At 63.6% G+C, this 20,790-nt stretch carries 18 protein-coding genes and 3 pseudogenes; 14 read left to right on the top strand and 7 right to left on the bottom strand.

What is annotated here, in order from left to right:
* The first annotated feature begins 82 nt into the window (after positions 1-82).
* Complete coding sequence (gene tcuA / locus AC1MB9_RS07505) at positions 83-1,591, top strand: FAD-dependent tricarballylate dehydrogenase TcuA (RefSeq protein ID WP_479964390.1); 1,509 nt, start codon at positions 83-85, stop codon at positions 1,589-1,591.
* 90 nt (positions 1,592-1,681) lie between these two features.
* On the top strand, positions 1,682-2,356 hold the full coding sequence (locus AC1MB9_RS07510) for a GntR family transcriptional regulator (protein ID WP_479964391.1): 675 nt from the start codon (positions 1,682-1,684) through the stop codon (positions 2,354-2,356).
* A 147-nt stretch (positions 2,357-2,503) separates the two neighbouring features.
* Here AC1MB9_RS07510 and AC1MB9_RS07515 read toward each other — a convergent pair.
* Both AC1MB9_RS07515 and AC1MB9_RS07520 read right to left on the bottom strand, forming a co-directional pair.
* Positions 2,504-2,706: pseudogene (locus AC1MB9_RS07515) on the bottom strand (IS1634 family transposase); the annotation flags it as partial.
* Positions 2,667-2,841 (bottom strand): annotated as a pseudogene (locus AC1MB9_RS07520) (IS481-like element ISAar22 family transposase); the annotation flags it as partial. The pseudogenes AC1MB9_RS07515 and AC1MB9_RS07520, both read right to left, overlap by 40 nt.
* 219 nt (positions 2,842-3,060) lie before the next feature.
* On the opposite strand from AC1MB9_RS07520, the gene AC1MB9_RS07525 reads away from it, so the two are divergent.
* From AC1MB9_RS07525 to istB, 3 genes and pseudogenes are all read left to right on the top strand, one after another.
* A complete protein-coding gene (locus AC1MB9_RS07525; RefSeq protein WP_479964392.1) occupies positions 3,061-3,879 on the top strand; it encodes a transposase in 819 nt (272 codons plus the stop codon).
* 49 nt (positions 3,880-3,928) lie between these two features.
* A pseudogene (locus tag AC1MB9_RS07530) lies at positions 3,929-4,087 on the top strand (Mu transposase domain-containing protein); the annotation flags it as partial.
* Between the two features lie 288 nt (positions 4,088-4,375).
* Positions 4,376-5,212, top strand: a complete 837-nt coding sequence (gene istB / locus AC1MB9_RS07535) for an IS21-like element helper ATPase IstB (protein ID WP_479964599.1) — start codon at positions 4,376-4,378, stop codon at positions 5,210-5,212.
* Positions 5,213-5,715: 503 nt separating this feature from the next.
* On the opposite strand, the gene AC1MB9_RS07540 is transcribed toward istB, so the two are convergent.
* On the bottom strand, positions 5,716-8,985 hold the full coding sequence (locus AC1MB9_RS07540; protein ID WP_479964393.1) for a hypothetical protein: 3,270 nt from the start codon (positions 8,983-8,985) through the stop codon (positions 5,716-5,718).
* A gap of 330 nt (positions 8,986-9,315) precedes the next feature.
* On the opposite strand from AC1MB9_RS07540, the gene AC1MB9_RS07545 reads away from it, so the two are divergent.
* Positions 9,316-9,453 (top strand): hypothetical protein, encoded by a 138-nt coding sequence (locus tag AC1MB9_RS07545; RefSeq protein WP_479964394.1) that lies wholly within the window; start codon positions 9,316-9,318, stop codon positions 9,451-9,453.
* Positions 9,454-9,505: 52 nt separating this feature from the next.
* On the opposite strand, the gene AC1MB9_RS07550 is transcribed toward AC1MB9_RS07545, so the two are convergent.
* The 4 genes from AC1MB9_RS07550 to AC1MB9_RS07565 form a co-directional block, all read right to left on the bottom strand.
* On the bottom strand, positions 9,506-10,525 hold the full coding sequence (locus tag AC1MB9_RS07550) for an alpha/beta hydrolase family protein (RefSeq protein WP_479964395.1): 1,020 nt from the start codon (positions 10,523-10,525) through the stop codon (positions 9,506-9,508).
* A 128-nt stretch (positions 10,526-10,653) separates the two neighbouring features.
* The gene (locus AC1MB9_RS07555) at positions 10,654-11,664 is read right to left on the bottom strand and encodes a DUF6545 domain-containing protein (protein ID WP_479964396.1); all 1,011 of its coding nucleotides are present in this window, start codon (positions 11,662-11,664) and stop codon (positions 10,654-10,656) included.
* Positions 11,661-12,125, bottom strand: a complete 465-nt coding sequence (locus AC1MB9_RS07560; RefSeq protein ID WP_479964397.1) for a hypothetical protein — start codon at positions 12,123-12,125, stop codon at positions 11,661-11,663. Before AC1MB9_RS07560 ends, AC1MB9_RS07555 begins: the two co-directional genes overlap by 4 nt.
* A 7-nt stretch (positions 12,126-12,132) precedes the next feature.
* Entirely contained in the window at positions 12,133-12,615 is a 483-nt protein-coding gene (locus AC1MB9_RS07565; RefSeq protein WP_479964398.1) for a hypothetical protein, read from the bottom strand.
* Between the two features lie 238 nt (positions 12,616-12,853).
* Here AC1MB9_RS07565 and AC1MB9_RS07570 point away from each other — a divergent pair, with 238 nt between their 5' ends.
* From AC1MB9_RS07570 to AC1MB9_RS07605, 8 genes are all read left to right on the top strand, one after another.
* Positions 12,854-13,912 carry an ArdC-like ssDNA-binding domain-containing protein gene (locus AC1MB9_RS07570; RefSeq protein WP_479964399.1) on the top strand — a complete coding sequence of 353 codons (1,059 nt, stop codon included), beginning with the start codon at positions 12,854-12,856 and terminating at the stop codon, positions 13,910-13,912.
* Entirely contained in the window at positions 13,912-14,808 is an 897-nt protein-coding gene (locus tag AC1MB9_RS07575; RefSeq protein WP_479964400.1) for a bifunctional DNA primase/polymerase, read from the top strand. Before AC1MB9_RS07570 ends, AC1MB9_RS07575 begins: the two co-directional genes overlap by 1 nt.
* Positions 14,809-15,336: 528 nt before the next feature.
* Positions 15,337-16,161 (top strand): hypothetical protein, encoded by an 825-nt coding sequence (locus tag AC1MB9_RS07580; RefSeq protein ID WP_479964600.1) that lies wholly within the window; start codon positions 15,337-15,339, stop codon positions 16,159-16,161.
* Entirely contained in the window at positions 16,158-17,240 is a 1,083-nt protein-coding gene (locus AC1MB9_RS07585) for a ParB N-terminal domain-containing protein (protein WP_479964401.1), read from the top strand. The genes AC1MB9_RS07580 and AC1MB9_RS07585 overlap by 4 nt, the downstream gene beginning before the upstream one ends.
* A 34-nt stretch (positions 17,241-17,274) precedes the next feature.
* Positions 17,275-17,928 carry a hypothetical protein gene (locus tag AC1MB9_RS07590; protein ID WP_479964402.1) on the top strand — a complete coding sequence of 218 codons (654 nt, stop codon included), beginning with the start codon at positions 17,275-17,277 and terminating at the stop codon, positions 17,926-17,928.
* A 10-nt stretch (positions 17,929-17,938) separates the two neighbouring features.
* Positions 17,939-19,099 (top strand): M23 family metallopeptidase, encoded by a 1,161-nt coding sequence (locus AC1MB9_RS07595; RefSeq protein WP_479964403.1) that lies wholly within the window; start codon positions 17,939-17,941, stop codon positions 19,097-19,099.
* A gap of 1 nt (position 19,100) precedes the next feature.
* Positions 19,101-19,367: a DUF6112 family protein gene (locus tag AC1MB9_RS07600; protein ID WP_479964404.1), complete on the top strand. Its 267-nt coding sequence runs from the start codon at positions 19,101-19,103 to the stop codon at positions 19,365-19,367.
* 233 nt (positions 19,368-19,600) lie between these two features.
* Positions 19,601-20,539 (top strand): hypothetical protein, encoded by a 939-nt coding sequence (locus tag AC1MB9_RS07605; RefSeq protein WP_479964405.1) that lies wholly within the window; start codon positions 19,601-19,603, stop codon positions 20,537-20,539.
* Positions 20,540-20,790: the final 251 nt, after the last annotated feature.

Here is a 20,790-nt window from a genome sequence, read left to right on the forward strand (position 1 = left end):
GTGACGCTACGGGATCGTGCGCCTCTTGCCCTCCATGTATCCCACTGTATACAATGGGATACATAAAACAACTGGGAGTCATATGAACGCGTCAACAGCTCACGACATCGCACCGAGTCCGGCCCTGCCCTCACACGTCGACGTCATCGTCGTCGGCGGGGGCAACGCGGGCTTCTCTGCCGCCCACGCGGCGGCCTTGCGCGGCAGGTCCGTTCTCCTTTTGGAACGCGGCACCCCTGACATGTCCGGCGGGAACAGCTTCTACACCGCTGGCGCCACCCGGATCAGCCACGGCGGGTTCGACGACATCGCCGACTTCATCGAGGCGGATGCCCGCCACGGCGTGACGGAGGTCCCCGCCTATTCGCCAGAGGAGTACACGGCCGACCTGGTAAAAGTGACGAACGGCAAGAACGACCCCGATTTGACCCGCGTTCTCACGCAGGAGAGCGGGCCGACATTGCGATGGTTGAGCCAGCTCGGGTTGAAATACCGGCTCATGTATGAGCGTCAGGCGTATGAGCGTCCGGACGGGTCCTTCCTGTTCTGGGGAGGGCTGCATGTGGGCAATGTCGGCGGCGGCGAAGGATTGATGGCCGACCACACTGCCGTTGCTGCCAGGCTTGGTGTTGACGTACGGTACGGGGTCACCGTGACCGGACTCTTGTCCTCAGACGGCGCAATCACCGGCGTGACTTACAGCGATACGGACGCGAGCACGGGGGAGATTAACAGCGCGTCCGTCGTGCTCGCCGCCGGGGGATTCGAGACGAACGCCGAGCTGCGGGGCAAATACCTCGGCCCCGGTTGGGAGCATGCCAAAGTGCGCGGCACCCCATACAACGACGGCGCTGTGCTCGAAGCGGCTCTGAACCTCGGGGCGATTCCGGGTGGGGACTGGAGCACCTGCCACAGCGTGCAGTGGGATGCCTTCACGGACCAGAATGAGAGCAATCGTGAACTGACCAACAGGCTGACGCGGGGCGGGTACCCACTGGGGATAATCGTCAACCGGGAGGGCGAGCGGTTCCTGGATGAGGGAGCGGACTACCGCAACTACACCTATGCCAAGTACGGCAAGGAGATCTTGAAGCAGTCCGGTTCCATTGCATACCAGGTCTTTGACGCCGAGCACCGGGCGCTGCTGCGGGCCGAAGAGTATGACATGCCCGGCATCTCGGTGCAGAGTGCTGAGACGATGGAGGAACTCGGCGAAAAGATCGGCGTCGATGTTGACAGCCTCGTAGAAACGGTGCATGTCTTCAACGCGTCCATCGACCAGAGCATTTTGTGGGACCCCACCGTAAAGGACGGACGCCGGGCGAACGTGACACCGCCTAAGAGCAACTGGGCGGCTCCCTTGGAACAAGGCCCGTTCTATGCTTTCGCCGTGACCTGCGGAATAACCTTCACGTTTGGTGGGCTGAAATCCGACCCCCACGGACGGGTTCTAGACACTGCAGGCGAGCACCTGCCAGGCCTCTACGTCTGTGGAGAAATGCTGGGTGGCCTCTTTAGCGAAAACTATCCGGGGGGCTCCGGACTTGCCGCGGGGATGGTGTTTGGTCGTCGGGCCGGGTCGCTGGCATAGCGGGCGCGATCTAGAGTGGGGAGGGCCGGGTCGGCCCCGCCGCGCTCCTGTGCCCGCAGCGGTCTCTCGTCTAAAGCCAGGAGAATCACAATGCAACAAGTCGTGCATGAAGGTCGACGTGTCGACGGCGATGAAATCTTTCGTGTGCTGAGATCGGAAATTCTTGAAGGCGTGCACGCGCCCGGCACCGCAATGCGGGAGACGGTCCTCGCCTCCCGCTTCGGGGTCTCACGCACGCCGGTTCGGGAGGCCCTGACCCGACTGCAGCAGGAGAGGCTCTTGGAGCGCGGTGTCCGGGGGCTGCAGGTGCCACGCGTTGACCCGCAGGAGGTCATCCAGATTTACGATTTGAGAGTGATGCTTGAGGAGGAGGCCGCCGGTCAGGCGGCCGCAGGTCGGAGTTCCGCCGATGTGATTAGGCTGGAAGCCCTCGTAGAGCGGGACCGATCGCTTGTGGAGCCCGATGACCAGCTGCGCACGAGGGCAAACCTCACCTTTCATGCGGCGGTGTGGGCTGCCACACATAACGCGGTGCTGGAAGATCTGCTTGATCGCCTGTCGACGCATCTCATTCACTCCCCGCATTCCACGCTGTCGGTTGCGGGGCGATGGTCCGAGGCGTTGGACGAGCACGCCACCCTGGTTAAGGCGATCGCCGATCGCCAGGTGGAGGACGCGCGCAGGATCGCGCGCTCGCACATGGAGACGGCCCGCACTTTGCGGCTGATGCTCATTCGCGACGGAACCGTCGCGGGCCAAGACTAGGTCCCGTATGAGCCGGTCGGCCAGCCACACGTGGAGGTCAGTTGCCGCCGTTCCTTGGGCCTCAAGGCTTTGATGTCTGTGTTCTCGGACTCGTCGATGAGGCGGAGGGCCCTCACTGGGTGGGGCGGTCGCAGTAAAACCAAGGCACTTATCGACGATGCGGCGGTCGCTCGCGGGCAGGGTAAGTAGGTCAGCGACGACGGATGGTGGGATGGAACCAGGCGAGGGCGGCGTGGCGGGGCGCTGAGCAGGTCGATCATCAGCGGGAACTGGGTCACGTCTGGCAACAATCGCTTGCTGGAGGCCACGCGCGCACGGGTAGCGGAAAGAAGGGAGACTGAACCGTCCCGTCGGTCATGTCGAGCGTGAATTCGGCCTCGCTGGTCACCAGCTGATACGTGCCCACCAGATTCGTTGGCACCTTTAAAGATCCGCCCGCGATAGAGAATCTGCGGGTTGGTCCGGCGGATCTCAACCACATCGTCGAACTTTTCCTGCGGCCGGACGACCCGCTCGGGTACGGACTCGGCAGGCTGCAGCGGGCGATAACCACCGTACCGGTGACCTTGACGGCGCTCACTGAAATTCCCCAGTTCTGCTCACTGAAATTCCCCACTCCGGGTCGCTTCCGCGCATAGAAGCGGGCCTTTCTCGATGCTGGTGGTTTGCGACCACACTCCAGCTCCAAGAAAGGCCCTACTCCTATGCTTTCAGAGGAGGACGACGTGGACATCCACGCGCTCAAACGGCAAGGGATGACGATCAGTGAGATCGCCCGCCGCACCGATCACGACCGCAAGACAATCCGGGCTTATCTGGCCGGGCAGCGCACACCGGGAGTGCGTCAACGAGCTGCCCCGGACCCGTTCGACGCGTTCATCGACTACGTCACGGCCAGGCTCACCGAGGACCCGCATCTCTGGGCGGCGACGGTGCTGGACGAGCTCGTCCCGCTGGGCTTCACGGGGTCGTATCAGACCTTGACCCGCCAGATCCGGGACCGCCGGTTGCGGCTGGCCTGCACGGCCTGCGCGCACGTGACGAAGCGGCTCAACGCGATCATCGAGCACCCGCCGGGCGAGGAGACTCAGTTCGACTGGGTCGAGCTGCCCGACGCACCCGGCGACTGGGCGTTCCCCACCAAACGCGCCTATGTTCTCGTCGGGTCGCTGGCGCACTCGGGGGTGTGTCGGGCGGTGATCTCCCCGTCGATGGATCTGCCGCATCTGCTCGCGGCGATGACGGTCCTGCTTGGGCTGCTGGGCGGGGTGACGAAGACCTGGCGGTTCGACCGGATGAGCACGGTGCTGAAGGCCGGAACCGGTGATCTGACGCCGATGTTCGCCGCGTTCTCCAAGCACCACGCCGTGAGCGTCGTCGCTTGCCGGCCCCGGTCGGGCAACCGCAAGGGCGTCGTCGAGAAGAACAACCACACCGCAGCGCAACGCTGGTGGCGCAACCTTCCCGACGACGTCACCCTCGTGCAGGCCCAGCAACGCCTCACCGCGTTCGCGAGGAGCTAGGAAGACCGGCGTCGCGAGGGGGCGAGACGGGTCGACGACGGCCGCGGTCATGTTCAGCGCGGAACGGCTCCGACCGTTGCCGCCGACACTGTTCCCGGTGGTCGTGACCGAGCAGCGCACCGCGACCCGGCAGGCGTTGATCGATTGGCGCGGGAATCGCTACTCGGTCCCGCCGGAACCGGCCGCGGCGCGCGTGATCGTTCACCAACGCCTGGGCGCGACGACCATCGACATTGCGACCGTTTCCGGGGTGGTCATCGCCCGGCGCACCGTCGCTGAAGCGGGCCTCGGGGTCACGATCCGCGACAGCGGACACGTCACCGCACTCGAGACCATCGCGATGGCCGCCGCGGCTCCTGGCCGACCGCACCGGAAGAAGGAACGCATCCACCGCGGCCCGCCGCGCCGTGATGGCTCTGACCGGCGCCACCGAACCCACCACCGTGATCAGCCTGGCCGCCTACGAGCAGGCTGCGAAGAACAGGAACACCCTCCGATGAACACACCACTCACCGTCACGCCCGCGACGTCCGTGACCGCGTCGACGCCGGCGAGCGTCTATCAGCAGCTGCGCGGCCACCTCACCGAGCTCAAGCTCGCCGATGCCGCCGACGCCCTGCCGAGCGTCCTGGACCAGGCCCAAGCCGAGGGATGGAGCCTCACCCACGCCCTCGAGCGCCTGCTCTCCATCGAGGTCACCGCGACCGACGCCCGCCGCCTCTCGGGGCGGTTCCGCTTCGCGAACCTGCCTACCGGCGCCACCCTGGAGGACTTCGACCTCGACGCCGCCGCAGGCATCGACCGCAACCTACTCGCCGAGCTGGGCACCTGCCGTGACCTCGAGACCGCGACCAACGTGCTGCTGATCGGACCGCCCGGGGTCGGGAAAACCCACATCGCGACGAGTCTTGGCCATGCGGCCGTGACGGCCGGCTACCGCACCTACTTCACCTCCGCCGCCGACCTCGCCGCCCGCTGCCACCGCGCCGCGATCGAGGGGAAGTGGGGCACGATGATGCGGTTCTTCGCCGTCCCGACCCTGCTCGTGATCGACGAGCTGGGCTATCTTCCGCTGCCTGCCGAGGCCGCGTCCGCGCTGTTTCAGGTCATCAACCAGCGCTACCTGAAAACGTCGATCGTGATCACCACGAACCGGCCCGTCGGCGCCTGGGGCGAGATCCTCGGCGACACCACCGTCGCCGCCGCGATGCTCGACCGGCTCCTGCACCGATCCGTCGTCGTCACCCTCGACGGAGCCTCCTACCGGCTCCGCAACCACGCCGCCGCATCCGACGAGCTGCGCCGCGTGACAACCGGCACAAACTTCCGCTAATCTAACCCCGCGACCCGGGGAACTTCGACGAGCAAGACTGGGGAATTTCGCTGAGCGCCGTCAACCTCTCGGGACGCGGCCGCACCTGGGCGTGTCAATGGCCAATCCGAACTGGCATGGCCGCTAACAGCCATCAGCAACCGAAGACACAAAGCGACCCCAGACCAGGCACCGACGCCCCCACTCGACGCGCTTTTCGGAGTCCGTGATTCCGCGGAAGAACGCACCTAGCAAGTCAGCCAACAACAATGACGAGATCGCATCCAACGCGATTCGTCATCTTCGGCCTCGATCTGCAAGAGGCGTGGGACTGAGTTCAATGTGGGCCGCCTGCCGCGGGCAGCCGGCCCAAGTGACCGCGCGCGTGACGTTCGCGTTCGACCCTGTGTCCTGCCTACGGAACAGGCCGACGCTCGAGGAATGGATGTCTCTGCTGGCACGGCCCAGCCATCCTGGCTCTCCTAGCCCGTCACGAGTGCCTTGAGCCTAGGTCAGAATAGCCTCTAAAGATCGTGGACGGACAGAACAGCCTCGTGTCCATTGCCCGTGGCCATTGCCATTGACCGGCGACTGGTCACAACGACCTCCTTGACGACCCAAGGCTGTCTCGAATTGAGCCCGCGGGGAAATAGAGTTTCGATATTCTCCCTCACCCATTCGGCCCGACGATGGTTTTTACGTACGGCGTCATCCCGCAGCTTGGTCATCTCCCGGCTCATTTCTATGGGCGTGCGGGCAGTCTCAAAGTCCTTTGCCTCGACCACCAACACTTTTCGGCGCGCCGCATCGACAACGAGAACGTCTATATCGCCAAGGTCGTCACCCTTTGCACTCACCAATTTTCTCCCGCCCAGTTCCCGAACTCGCTCTCGCACATCGTCGAATCCTTGAGCGCGGAAACGCGCGGCCACCTTCTTTTCGAATGCGTTGTTCTTCTCTTGACGAACGGAGCCGAGAAGCGCCGCCATCTCTTTTGACGACGCCTTCAGACGCCCAGTTCGGTAAAGCGAAACCAAGTCCATTAAGGCCGCCAACAAGCGCCCCTGACCCCATCTCAGGACTGCTGAAGCGCCCGAACCTGTCACCACGATCGGCCTCCGAAGATACGAGCGCGAGCGCCCAAACCGCCAAGGTGCCGTGTCAGGACCGAGCACAAACGATGTCGACGGCCCGAGCGAGAACAGCTCCACGAGCTCCACCGCGCGACTGATCGGCCAGCCTGTACGGCGTGCAACAAGCTGGTGAGCGATCTGCCTTGTGATCTCCACCACACCAGACACTTTGTCAGCGGATAGCTCCTCGTAGAGCGCCACGAGGCCGATCTGAATTTCTTGAACCGTGAAGCCATACTCAGCAGTGAATGCTGCGTCTTCCATTCTTGTGAAGTTCCAGTCGTCATCTGCATCACTTGCGTCGGGTTCACCTCTCAATTCGCGTGAGATCTCAAGCTCACTGTGGGAGATCAAACCAGTTGCGAAACGATCGTCTCGCGATGTGCCAAGCCGTCCGGAACCGAGCTTGCTAACTTTCACGGCCGAAAGCCCGTAGTGACGAGCGTCCGAAAGCATGCCCATGGTCGTTATCTCGACGGCCAAAGCACACATCGTGTCATGATCATCATCAGACGGGACCTTGTTCCCGTTCGCCTCTATGGCGCTCACATACTCGATCAGGAAACGCACGGCTATGGAGGTCTCGACTCGCCGACTCTGCTCCTCGCGAAGCAAAGTAGCCGGGTAATGCTGCTCCCCATAACATGCGATTCGCGTCATCCGACGGATTCCATCGAGTCGACCAGCCACCTCCAAACCTTCCGATTGGGCGATGAGCCGTGTCAACATAGCGCCCCCATTGAAACTGCTGCAGAGGCCGGCGAGGCGCTCGAACATGAGAGCGACCGACTTGTTCAGCACCTCGCCAGTCCGCTCGTCAGGGATTTCTCCCACCTCGAACGCAAGGGCTCCGAAAAGCCTCATTCCCAAATCATCGAGAACGGCTGAGAAAACCGACTTCGCGATCAGTCTCGAGTGCCTGGCCAACTTTGGATCGTAAAGTTGCGAGATCGAAGCCGACCCGACCAGGAACATCTTCTTGTTCCCCAAGGGTGCAATCTCCTCCAGCAACCGATCGCAGTGAATATCGTGACCCGAGAGGGGCTTCACAATCGAGCGCAGGATTGCATCCACGACGATGCGGTCAAAAGTGTTGCTGTCGGGTAACGACGCAAAGGCAACATCGGGTCGGATAGTGATCCCAAACTGGACGACCCCCTGTCTGACCACGGTGATTGCACTTCCCGTTCCGTCTTCGATGTCAAGTAGCACCCGTAGTTCCCGACCCCCGGGAACTTCAACGGCCGCCTCGGCAAAAACCTGCCAAAGCCAATACGCCACCCCCTCTAAAAAGGCATGGGAGTGATTCCCCTGCATCTGCCCGGCGCGTATCCGTATGAAGATGTTCGGAAGCTCTACAGACAAGGACCGCACGCTGTCGCCCAGGAGCACATAGACGGGGGCGTAATCCGTGCCTGAAAGGGAGATTGACGTAAGAGTTCCTTGTGCGGTCGGGACTAGGTGCTCGTCGAGTCGCACCCTCAACTCTGATCTCATGGACAGGTCGTAATCGCCGGCCACCATGATCGCGGAGGGAAGGACCTCGTCGCCAAGATAGAAGCTGTCTGAATTGTCTCTGTAGAGGCCATACTCGCCAAGGGTGCTCTCGGAAATCACCCTGGAAGTTCTGGCGAGAGCAGTCGACGCTCGAGCGAAGCGTACGAGCTCCCAGGGGTCGTTATTCCAGACAAGCTTAAGCAGCATGGCCAAATTGTGAGGGTCGAGCATCAGCCAGTGAGCGCCGTCGGCGGCGGGCAAGAGCCCCATGTAACCGCGGGTAGTCGTGCCAGCGGTCAGAACTACAACGGGGACATCTTCGCCATCACCTTGGAGCGCCGCTTCGATCGCCTCGAGACCATCCGTCGACAGCCACATTCCGAAAGGATCATGGACGGAATAATCCTTGTAGGTGTCGGCCACCACTGCGAAGACAATTCTTTGTCCTTGGATTCGTGCTGTCACAAGGGACACCGCCGCGTCTACGAGCTCGACAGGTGCTTCGACCTCCAGATCGCTCAATCCGGCGGTACGCCCGAGATGAAGGGCAAGGTAGCGTTGGTGAACTCGTCCCAGTTCCTCAAGACAATCTGATTCGACGGCGAGTCGTTGCAGCTCGCACATCAAAGCCCCAGCTAGCTCACCTGGGCAAGAAATGGTCAGATATTCATCGGATAGATGGAACGGCTTCACGGCGAGAGTCTCCCAAGTCTCGCTTGGATAGATATCCACTCGTTCATCCGCGGTCGTGCACATTGGCCGAATGAGCTCAAGGGTACCGCTTGGAAGTTCAGTGATACGAAACTGCACGCAATGCTCGAGGTCGCGGATGCGTGACGTTGCCGGCACTTCCACTCGCTCAGGCGGGGACGGAAGTGGTGGACGTGTTCGTTCGACACCAGCACGCCGACACATTTCTTCGCTAATGCCAAAAATAGTCATAGCTAGCCTGTAGGCGTGGCGGGCGAACTCGGCAGGAAGCGTCGATCCCGTCTTCGTTATGACTGCTTGGACGAGCGCTTGCGCTTTGGCGTGTGAAGAGTCTGCAGATCCTGCGATGACTCGATACGGCATCCTTGCAAGTTCGACTTCGCTGCAAAAGAGATCAGTCAGAAGGAACCGCCCGTTGCCATCCGGATCCTGCAGCAGAGGATCCTTGAGCATGCCCCTCAACATTGAAGCTGTTATCGGTCGCCCGTTCTGTCGCTCTGGGAGGTTGACGGCGACAGAAGCCAGGGCGTGCAACTTCAAGGCGAAAGACTGATTTTGCGAAATTACTTGAAGAGCTCCTACTGCGCGCAGTAGTGTCGGCCCACTCACTTCTGACCACGGCCTTCGGGCCAGTGCTACGTCGATCGTTGAGTTACCGCCCATGCTCAGATCGTAGGCGCCAATTCGGAGTTGGTCGACCGGGGCACCGCCGCACCGCCGCACCGCCGGATGACACAGAACCACGCCGAGTCGCCGGAACTGCTTCATATGCGGGGAAGCCCGGTGACAAACGCAATCGCTTCGTCGGGCACCAACTTCATGTCCGTGGTTGCCGAGGCTCTCACGAGCGACGACAAGCTCACCAGGATCATCGCCATCATTGGCCGCGCGATCTACCGAGACGAGCGCAACGCGGCTTAGTTTGAACAGTCCGCTCCGGGCCGGATTACAGCACTCCGTATGCGGACCGGCCTCACCGTTTCGCTGCGAGGAATGCCAGCTGCGCCGAGACGACTGCCCGCCAGCGCTCGGGATCCGAGTTCCAGCTCATCGTGTGATCTGCCGCGAATGCTTTGAGGGTCACGATGTTCGGGCGCAGCGCTCGTAGGCCGGTAGAGAGCACGAACGGCGATGATGTGTCAAGAGTGCCGTGAAGGATGAGTGTCGGCATGATCAGCTCACGTGCGTGAGCGATCCAATCGAAGCGGCGCAGACCGACGCGGTTGGCGAGACCGGTCAGTCGCGCCAGCGGCCGGATGTCGAGCCAGGGCAGGGCGAGCGCGCCGGTCCGGGGAGGTAGGCCCGACCTCGCGCAGTTCGCCTTGATTGTCGCGACCCAGTCGAGGATGGGTGAATCGAGCACGAGGCCGGTGACAATGCCGTGAAGCTCGGGCTCTGCGGCGAGCTGCAGTGCGATGGCCGCGCCCATCGACCAGCCGAAGAGGATGACGTTGCGTGCGCCGTGCTCGCGGGCGTAGGCCACGGCCGCGCGCACGTCGTGGGCCTCGGCGGCACCGAGCTCAGATCGTCCGGTTCCGACCTTGGGGCCTTCACCGTCGTTCCGATACGTCACGACGAGTGACGTCAAACCGGCTTCCGAGGCGACTTGAGCGCCCCGAAGTGTTCCAGCGCGCGTGCTTCCGAGACCATGAATGTGGATGGCCCACGTGGTCGACGGTTCGCCGCGAGGAGCGATGAGCCATGCGGGAGCCGGGCCGACAGCCGTTGGCACGACAACATCGGTTGACTGAAGTCCGGCATCCGCTGGGCTCGAGAAGTAGATGCCGCTCCAGGATGCTCGTTGACCAGCGCTTAGGCCTTGCCAGGACTCCCCCACGACCTCGCGGCCAACGAGACGCGGCCCGCGGTTCTCGACGTCGCGGGACAGCCGAACCAACTCGCCGTTCTCGAGGATGATGCAGTAGTCGCCGGGTGCGGCGGTGTGCTGCGTCCGATCAAGAATGACGACGGGTCGCTCCCCTGAGTTGTCCACGCCTCGAATCAGGAGGTCGTACCTTCGCCGACTTACTGGCGCAGTCAGGCGTCTTGCGATCACCAAGCCGAGTCCCCCGAGCGCCGCGCCAGCGGCGGCCACCGCTCCGGCTGCCACCCAATCGGCTCTCATTGCCGCTGCCGGGTGGCCGCCCGAGACACGACGGGTACCGTGTCGCTCGGCCCGGGTCCGAGCAGATGTCGCTCGGCTCGCTCGACGAGTTCCCTGTTCTCTTCAGTCACCTCGAAGGACACCCGCGTGTCGATCATCGCGTCTCGAATCTCGACGACTTGGCGATGGAGCAGCGTCTCTGGATCATCCGTATGGAACGAAATCATCTCGTTCTGGCTGATTCCCGGTCGCGCCTTGGTCGCTTCAGCCCAGATTGGGTTGAGTTCATCGACGAGCGTCCGGGTCTTCCGTGCGCGAGATCGCGCCCGGACGGTGCGGGCGGCGGGCTGGCCGGCGAACCCGAGGACGAGGAGCAAGAACGTCAACAGGAGTAGCGGTTCATATGCGACAGCGGCTGTCGCCATGAGGTGAAGATTTCCGACCACATGGGCGACATCCATGCTGATGACGACAACGCTCAGCAGAACCCCGAAGATGCTTCCGAGGCACAAGGATGCCGGTGGCAACCGCTGGGCGCCCGTGCTGCTCCGGAGCTGCCGCGCAGCGAGTACGCCCATCGCGGAGAGGACGAGCCCGTAATATGCGAATTGGATGATCGAGTAGGCGGCCGCGGCAGGTTGCTCACCGAGGTCGAGCATGAAGGTGGTCGTGGTGGCGCCACGATCAATGAAGAAGAACGCGACGACCACACCGACCAGTGCGGCCACGAGCGCGGAACGGCTCAGAGCAAGCCGGACGGACCGTGGTTGATGCTCGGACGCTTTCAGCACTCCGCGTCCCAGGAAGAAGACACCGATCATCAACGCACCGTCCGCAGCAAGCGTCACCAGATTTGTACCGCCGGCAAGACTGTCGAGCACCTGATACGGCGCATCGGCATTCAGGGTCATGGCGATCGCGATCGTCAGGGCCGCATAGGTGATGTTGCGCTCGGCTCGACCCCGCCGCAAGATCAGCAAGCTCGCGACGAGCAGCCACATGAGGGCGGAGACGAGGGCGGTGATCATCCGAAGATCTCAAGATACCGCGACGAACGCATGGTCGATCCTCGAATCGCCGCGGCAAGATTGTCGGCGAGCGTCTCCGCGAGGACTTCCTCGCGGGTGTCCAGATCTTGGCGCCTGAGCAGCCGTCGTCGAGTCTGCGGCGGGATGTCCGGCAGCAGACAGTCTGGACCCTCGGGATCGTCGTCGATATCGTGGCCGAGGATCATGTGGGCTAGCTCGTGCAGCACGAACTGCTGCCGATGCAGTGGGGAATCGCTGCGCGCGTGGAGGATCAGATCCTCGTTATCCGTCATGAGCCACACGGCGCACAAACCGTCGTGATCGGCGAGGTCCGCGAGTTCGACGATTCGCAATCCGCGCTGCCGGCTGCGTTGCACTGCTCCGACGAGCTGGTCGAAGGTAAAGGTCTCGCCCAAAGCGAGTCGATCGACGGCCTCCAGCACGGTCACTTCGTTGTTCACTGCCTTGTCACTTCCCTCCGGACCTCTGTGTGGCGCTATCTGCGTCGCTGGGCTCGTGCGCTACCGGTAAGTCCTGTGACATCTCCGCATCCAGGAATCTGCTGATCGCCTGAAGCGCGTTGGGGGAAATGTCCCCGAGAGTGCGGGCCGCATATGTCTTCACGCGCGCTGCACGCATTGCCCGCACCAAGTCGAGTTGTGCGGTTACCTTGGCCGGGGTCTTCGCGGCCGCCGAACCGGCGAGGAACGCCGGGTCAACGTCGAAGAATGTGGCGAGGCCATCGAAAATTGCGGGGTCTTGTACGTACCGGTGGCCGTTCACCATGTATGTCCATCTCGACCTTGAGAGGTTCGTGCCTCGCTCCTCCAGGAACGCCGCGATCTGCGTGAACGTCGGCTCGCTGCCCGTCTCGACTTCCGCGACGTCGAGCAGCAGGCGGAGGCGCTTCGCGAGATCCTCCGCGGCTGTCGTGTTCTCGACTTCGGTCATATGCGAAACCTTTCACCCACTTGGCGATGAACGGATGCGGGTTGTTGAGAGTGCCCAATCTACTCGTTGAGCATGACCAACGCAAGGGTTGCGCATGCTCAAATCCGGTGGTAAAACAAGATTGAATCACAAATTGAGCATGCTCAAACGCTGTTTCCCTCGCCGAGCGCACCGGCACGGCGAGCGCACCTGTCTGTCAGCCACGAGCGCGTGGCATCCACTCGGGAAGGTGATCACTATGTCTACGGAACCGCACTCGCAGCACGAGCGAGATACGAAGCTCGCCGAACTTCACGAACGCCTGGTTGCGTCTGTCGAAGCTCTGGTTGCCGGCAATGAGTGGAAGCAGGCGCTCGAGTTCGCCGCCCGATTTCGCACTCGGTCTTTCAATAACACCCTCTTGATCTGGGCGCAGCATTCTGCGGCGCACGAAAATCGGATGGTGGCGAGCGCGCTCCCCAGCTACGTCGCCGGGTTCCGGCAGTGGAATGCCCTCGGGCGGCACGTGGTCGCCGGTCGGAAGGGCTACATGATCTTCGCGCCTGTCACCGCCCGCTTTGCCACCTTCTCCCCCACTGACGTGAGGTCGTGGCGGAGGCTCGACCGAAATGAGCGACCTCGCGCCGGTGAGGTTGTGCGCCAGCAGATGGTCGGTTCCCGGCCGGCTTACGTCTGGGACGTTTCGCAGACCGCCGGGCAGCCGTTCCAGGAACGCCCCGCCCCGAGGCTGCTCACAGGCGAGGCGCCCAGTGGTCTCTGGGATGGGCTCTCAGCGCTGGCACGCGACGATGGCTTCACTCTGCAGCTGAAAGCGGATGCCGCGTCACTCGACGGAGCAAACGGACGCACCGACTTCGGAAGCAGAACGGTATCGGTGCGCGCTGACATGGATGCCGCCGCCCAGGCGAAGACTCTCGCGCACGAGCTGGCACACATTCGGATGCACAAGCCCGACGCCGGCCCTGTGTTGCATCGCGGTATCGGTGAGGTCGAAGCAGAGTCGGTCGCCCTGATGATCGGCGCCGCCCACGGCATGGATACCCGCGACTACACGATCCCGTACGTGTCCGCGTGGGCGAGTTCAGTGCCGGGCAAGACCGCAACTCAGGTCGCCCAGGAAACGGGCGAGCGGGTGCGTCGGGTGGCCGTGGCGATCCTCGACCAGCTGCCGACCGATCAGATCGGGGCCGACGCTCCGCTGATGATCGAGCGCGCGAAGCCCGGCCAAGATCTCCCCGCTCCCAGGATGGCTGCACCCGAGATATCTGCGGCTCGGCTCGCAGTCAGGAGCTTCTGATGGATATCGCCGAGGTGCTCATGAACACGAACCGACTCACAACACGGGACGCCGCCCTCGTGTTCGCCCGTTCCGGCATCCCGATCTTCCCGTGTGTACGCGGCGGCAAACGCCCGCTCACCCCTGCCGGATTCAACGACGCCAGCGGCGACGTCGACCAGGTCGCCGCGTGGTGGGCTCGCTGGCCTGGCGCGAACGTCGGCATGCCCACCGGAAGCGTGTCGGGTGTCGACGTCGTCGACATCGACGTGGCACAGGCCATTTCTGGCTTCGACGCTTTCGAGCGTGCCAGCACGGCCGGGCTCGTCGACGGGGATCTTGCCCGGGTGCGCACTCCATCCGGAGGCATGCACGTCTACTTCCCCGCATCCGCCGCCCGACCGCAACGCTGCTGGCAGGCTGCGGCCGCGCACATCGATTTTCGTGGCACCGGCGGCTATGTGATCGTGCCTCCCTCGACCGTCCTCAGGAGCAACGGCCGGATTGGCTATCGCCTCGTCATGCTCTCCGCTGCCGGCGCGAAGCCAGTGGATGCCGTGGCCCTGCGTGATCTCATCGACCCGCACGCGCCTCGAGCCGCAGGGCGGCCGGGGACATCAGGCGTCCCCGAACCGACGCGGCTGGCGCAGTGGGTGGGCAAGCTGCAGGAAGGTGAACGCAACAGCGGACTGTTCTGGGCCGCCTGCCGACTCACCGAGGCCGGCTTCGCATCCGCAGCCGTCGAGGCAGCGCTCGCGCCGGCCGCGGCGAGCGCCGGCCTCCCGGAGATGGAGATCACCGCCACGATCAGGTCCGCGAACCGACGTACTGCCGAAGGGCACCCCGGTCATTCAGGAGAGCAATGGCGCGACCAAACCCCAGGACGCCGACGAGGCGACGGACCATGCCTGGCGTGACGAACCATCCGCTCAGCATGCGGCGGGCTGGTGTCGACGCTGGTAAGCGTCGTCGCTCCTGCTGTTCAGACAACCAACGTGAGGGAGAGCGATAGAAATGGACGAAGACGACTTCGAGCAGTCACGCCGCGCACCGAGCATCGACTTTGATGGGGAGGCCTCGCCTCACAGGGCATTGGCCCACGGGGACATCGCCGATCCACGTCGCCCGCGGGTAGCGATGCCCGAGAGGCGCGGCACCCGACCCGGCCTTGAATGGGTCCGGACCTCGGACTTGCTCAGCATCGGCGGCGGTCGTGTCGCTGGTCGTGGCATCGATTTTCAGACCGAGCTCGCTCGACGGCTACGGCGAGCGCCGTCCGCCATCCGGCGGACGATGCGCGAACGCGCCGACCGACTCCCTCCCCTCTCCGAGTTCGGACAGTCGAGCGCGCGTCCACCGATGTCGCGGCACGGGCTCGGGCGGAGCTGACCATGAGCATCCTGTTGAGGACGGCAACACGCACCTATTTGACGGGAGGTACGCCGATGGACTGGCACGCTCAGGGGCCAAGAGCTTCGAAGTCGTTCCGCGATTCCGAGGGCCTGCGAACTCTGCTGGCGAGACTTCAAGCGGATGGCGGCGCCCGGTGGCGCACGGACCCCGAGGCGTCCGAACTCATGCAGTTCACGGCCCGGCGCTACGCCGGGCTGGCGCGAAAACACCGTCTCGATCCCTGGGAGGCCGCCGCAGCTGCTTACGATGCAATGCGGGCGCCGTCGACCCTTCGCGCGGATGACCCGTGGGCGATGGTGACGCGAGCAGTGCAAGTGACCTGCATCGCGGAGGAACGCGCCCAAGGGCTCCTGTGCTCGGTACATCAGGCGCGCCGGCCCAGGGTCTCCGCATTCCACGACGCCGAACGCTTCAGCGATCGGGAGCACGCCCTGACGGACTATCACCCCGCGTTCAGCACCACTGCCGTGCCGACCGCGGAAGCACCACGGGTCGATGTGCAGGCGGCGGTCGAGGACGCGATCATGATGTTCACCCTGCTCGACTGGCCCGCCGATCGCGCCCGATGCGGCGTCGAGTACATCTGCGCCCGGCTCGCGGATGCCCCGTCGCGCGCCTCCGCCTACGAGTCCCTGCGCCGAGACTACGCCGCCCGTGCGCTCCTCGATCTTCCACAGCGCGCCTGGACGGCCATGCTCCGAACCCTGTTGGGATGCAACAATCCGCTGCAGGCACACACGGCGGCAGGTCGCGGCATCCTGCTGCGTTTGCTCATCGGCGAGCCACTTCGCGTGCTCCTCCGCGACGACGACCTCGTGTCAGACATTGCCGTCAACGCCCCGCGAGTGCTCGTATGACCAGCACTCCGGGTCACATCGAGCTGGAGCGATCGATCGACTCCATCCGGATCGGTTCGCGCCATCGCACCGACCTCGGAGACATCGAAGCCCTCGCGGCCTCGATCGAACAGCAGGGCCTCCTCCAGCCGATCACGGTCACGCCCGACGGAACCCTCGTTTGCGGTGTCCGTCGCCTGGCCGCTCTTCGGCAGCTCGGGGTACGAAAGCTCAACGTCTGGGTGCGCTCCGGCATCTCGGACCAACTTGCCCAGCTGCTCGCGGAGCAGGACGACAACGCGCTCCACAAGTCGCTGAGCCCGACCGAAGCCGCCACCCTGTATCGCGAGGTGAAGATGCTCATGGCCGAAGACGCACGGCGTCGTCAAGTAGCCTCACGATTCGGTTCCGAGCATGGAAATCCCAGATCAGACGGTGCTGCCACCGTGGCAGCACCGGTGACGTCGCTCAATGGCTACGCCCGGGCGCAGGCCGCTCTCCTCGTGACCGGGCGACGCTCATATACGACTCTCGAACGCGTCAGCTACCTGCAGGGCATCGTCGCCGATAAAAGTCTCGACGAGGCACTCCGCCGTCTCGCGTCGACTGAGCTCGACCTCATTGGCAACGGAGGCTCGGTCGCATCTGCGCACCGTCGCATCAAGACGCAGCTTGCTTTCGCCGAACTCGAACAGCTCGCAGCGGCTGCCGAGAAGCCCGCGGGCATCCGCCAAGAGGCGTCGGCGGGAGTTTCACGGGTGCATGCCGTCGAGAACACACGATCCGAGATCGAGCTCGAACAACTGGCCAGAGAAGCGCTCTCCCGCGCCAAGACCGCGACGAAGGCAAAGCGCACCAGGGCGGCTGTCCCCAACGACTCCAAGCTGCCCGTGCGTTCGTTCGTCTTCCTCTGGAACGACCTGCACGAATGGTGGCTCCACTACGACTACGCCAAGATCGTTGCCGAACTCACCGATGAGCAATGGGAGCAGTTTGAAGAGACGCTCACCGGCACCATCGCCTTCGCTGAGCGGATGCGCTCCCTGCGTGACGACTCCCCCCGGGTCGCTCTGGTGCCGGCACGCTCACTTTCCCGATGAGGCACCCTGCTGCCCTGACCGTGAGGAGATCACCATGCATTTCGCCCACCGGCGCCGCCTCGTTATCGCGATCGTCAGCAGCGGCGTCGCCTTGATCGTACTCATCGGTATCGGCGTGTTCGGACTTCTCCGTGGCCCTGACAAGGCGGGCCAGGAAGCGCGGCCGACGCCTGCAGCATCCGCTTCACCGACGACCACCTCCAACCTCGACGAGCCGCCGCCTGTTCTGGCGACGACAGACCCCGACCTGTTCGCACGCAGCGTCGCCCGTGCCCTGTTCAATTGGGACACGCGGGACCGAGCGGGCCTCTCCGACTGGGCGCAGGTGGTGGTCGACGTCGCCGACACGGATGAAGCACCCGCGGTGGCCTCCGATGTTCGGGACTACTTCCCGGCTGCTGCGATGTGGCAGCAACTCAGTACGTACGGCACTCGGCAATGGATCGAAATCGAGTCTGTGACTGTGCCCGCGGCATGGGCGACCGCGCTCGAACAGGCAGCGCCGGGGCAGATACCACAGGACTCCACGGCACTCACAGTGGTGGGAACCCGTCATCGAGCCGGCACCTGGAATACGGATGCCCTCCGGACGGAGCGCAGCGTGACGTTCACGGTCTTCGTCGTGTGCCCGGCCGAGGAGACGTGCAGGCTCTTGCGGCTGTCCCAGCCGGACCGCCCCCTGGAGTGAGACCTCAACGATGAAGAAGCTCATCGGTCTCGTGTCCGTGCTTGTGCTCGTTGGTCCGCTGGTCGGTCTGGTGGGCGTGGCCGCACTCACCAATCCTGCCGCGGCCTCCTGCGGATCGGGATCTCTCGTCGTCGGCAGCATCCCCGAGTCACTGACCGCCCGAACCCGAGACGGCCGATCGATCACCCTGAATCGGGCCCAGCTAACCCATGCCGCAACGATCATGACGGTCGGCACGCGCCACGCCGACGTGGGCCGGCCGGGGGTGCTCATCGCGTTGATGGCCGCCCTCACGGAATCGACGCTTCGCATGCTCGCCAACCCCAGCGCATATCCGGAGTCCGCGGCGTTCCCGAACGACGGTATCGGCTCTGATCACGACTCCCTGGGCCTTTTCCAAATGCGCCCCGTTTCGGGCTGGGGAACCGTTGCCGAACTCATGAGCCCGGAGTACCAGGCGCAGGCATTCTTCGGCGGACCATCGGGCCCCAACGCCGGCTCGCCACGCGGGCTGCTCGACATAGCAGGCTGGCAGGCGCTCGACCCGGGAGCCGTCGCGCAGACCGTCGAGGTCAGCGCCTATCCCGATCGGTACGAAAACTACCAACCCGTGGCGGACGCGATCCTCGCCGCGCTGACCCAATCGCCCTCGGCGAGCGCGGCCGGCTCCGGATTGACCATTGCGGAGACCGCGCGCGTGGTGTTCCCGCTACCTGAGGGCACGTACACAAACACGGATAGCTTCGGGTGGCGCATCGACCCGTACAGCGGTACCCGAAGGTTCCACGCGGGCAGCGACCTCGCAGCACCGCTGGGCACTCCGATCCTTGCGGTCGCCGACGGGGTGGTCAATTTCGCCGGACGACGCGGCACCTACGGCGGGCTGATCACCATCGAGCACACGGTCGGCGGCCAGCGCGTTACCTCGTACTACGCCCACCTCTACGACTACGGCATCCACGTCGCCACCGGTGACACCGTGGCCGCCGGCCAACACATCGGCGATGTCGGATCCGCCGGCAAGTCCACCGGCCCACACCTGCACCTCGAGATCCACCCCGGGGGCGCGAGCCAGCCTGCCGTCAATGCCGTGGATTGGCTCATTCAGCACGGCGCCGCGGGCATGGGCGGCGCGGGGATCGCGGCGGCCGGATGCGGAACGGCGCACTGACGTGGACGTGTTCCCCGACTTTGGCGCCGTCGGCGCCGCAGCAGAACTCCAGAACATCGTCGGCGCGATGCTGACCTTCGTCCTGATCATCTCCGTGCTCATGATGATCATCAGCGGGGTCACCTGGGCGCTCGCCGCCGCGAACGGCAACGTCCAGACCGCTTCCCGGGCCCGCGTTGGACTGTGGGTCGCCTGCGGCGCAGCAGCCCTCGCGGGCGCCGGCGTCGCCTGGGTTAACTTCCTGCTCGGCGTCGGCGCGAACCTATAATCGGCTAATTTCAAGGCTGTACACGCGAATCCGAGGACTACTTCATCAATTTATGTGTCTCACCGCGAGCTTCTATTTGAGCACGGAGTTACGAGAATCGCAGGACCGAAGGATTGCGACGCTAAAGAATTTGGCGCTCTCGAGGGAGGCAAATGGTCGCTACCTGCAGCATTGCACCAATAGCCGGCCCCAGTCCGGCCGGGGGCGTCTGAGGCATGCGTCATACTCGCACTATGACCGAGAAGCAGGGCCTCTTTCGTATTGGGCTGGGATACATCGACTATTGGATGCACGAACCGCAACATTGGACGGTGTCAGACAAAGAACAGCGAGCTTTGGCTGATCTTGATGAGGCCCTTCGACGACTCATTGGGAAGCGAAACGACGTTGAGACTGCGCGACGGGCGTTTGCGCCGGCGTCTAGTCTCGATACAGATGCAGAACCCCGAGACGAGGTACAGGTCTCGCTCTATGAGACCACACAAGATTTCTACTTGAACTTCTACGCCACGCTCTCGTCGTTCGTCAGCGTCTTGACAAGGTTCAGAGTTGAGCTGGGCGATGTGCCGCACGGGTCAAATCAGAAGTTCCTGACTTGGCTCGATACACACGCGCTGCTTCCTGAGATAAGCATCCCGCTGCTGCAGGAGGCGCGTCGGTTTCGTGCCGTGCTCGATCACAAGGCAAGCCATCAACCCTATGAATGGGGGACAAGTATGACGGCACATGGCGCGCGCGTCGTTCTCTATGGCGAGTCTTCCGGGAACGGGAGCATCCCCGACGGTGCCCTACGAATCATTGATGGCCTGGACGATTTCCCTGAGGGGACAGCGTGGACCTTTGTTGCTCCGGATGAGGACAGGGTCCTCGCGGCTCTTGCTGTCCAACTCAACGCTATATTTCCGCGCATCCAGCCGTTCCGCTTGAACGAAATTGTCATGCGGCACTGCAAATGGGAGCTTCCACCGAGAGCGGACACGCCTTCTTCCCTGTACCCTATCCTCGCTCACATGGACGGGACTATTGAAGATCCCTATGGTCCTAGAGCGCCCATGCCTCCTCAAAAGCCCAAGAAAGCACGAAAACCACCTAGATCGCAGACGACTGACAGCCCAAGCGATATCAATGAGATCCTCTCGGCCTACTTTGGTTCAGACGGTCTAGCCAAGTAGCGGCTCACGACCACTTGAACGCTACAGTAGGTCCGCCCAAGTGGCCAGCGATACTGAACCACGCTCGGCAGCCAAGCCCTGGGGGCGTGTTCCGGGCACCGGGTTGCGCATGGCGCCTAGTTGGCGTGTCAGAAGGCGCACGACCACGGAGCCACAGCACTCGGTTTACGGCGAAGCGCCGAGCGCTTGTCTGACTGATCCACGAGCGACTCGTTCGCGTGTGCGGTTGAGTTCTGCGGTGACTCTGACAG

The sequence above is a fragment of the Cryobacterium sp. AP27 genome, assembly GCF_056680495.1.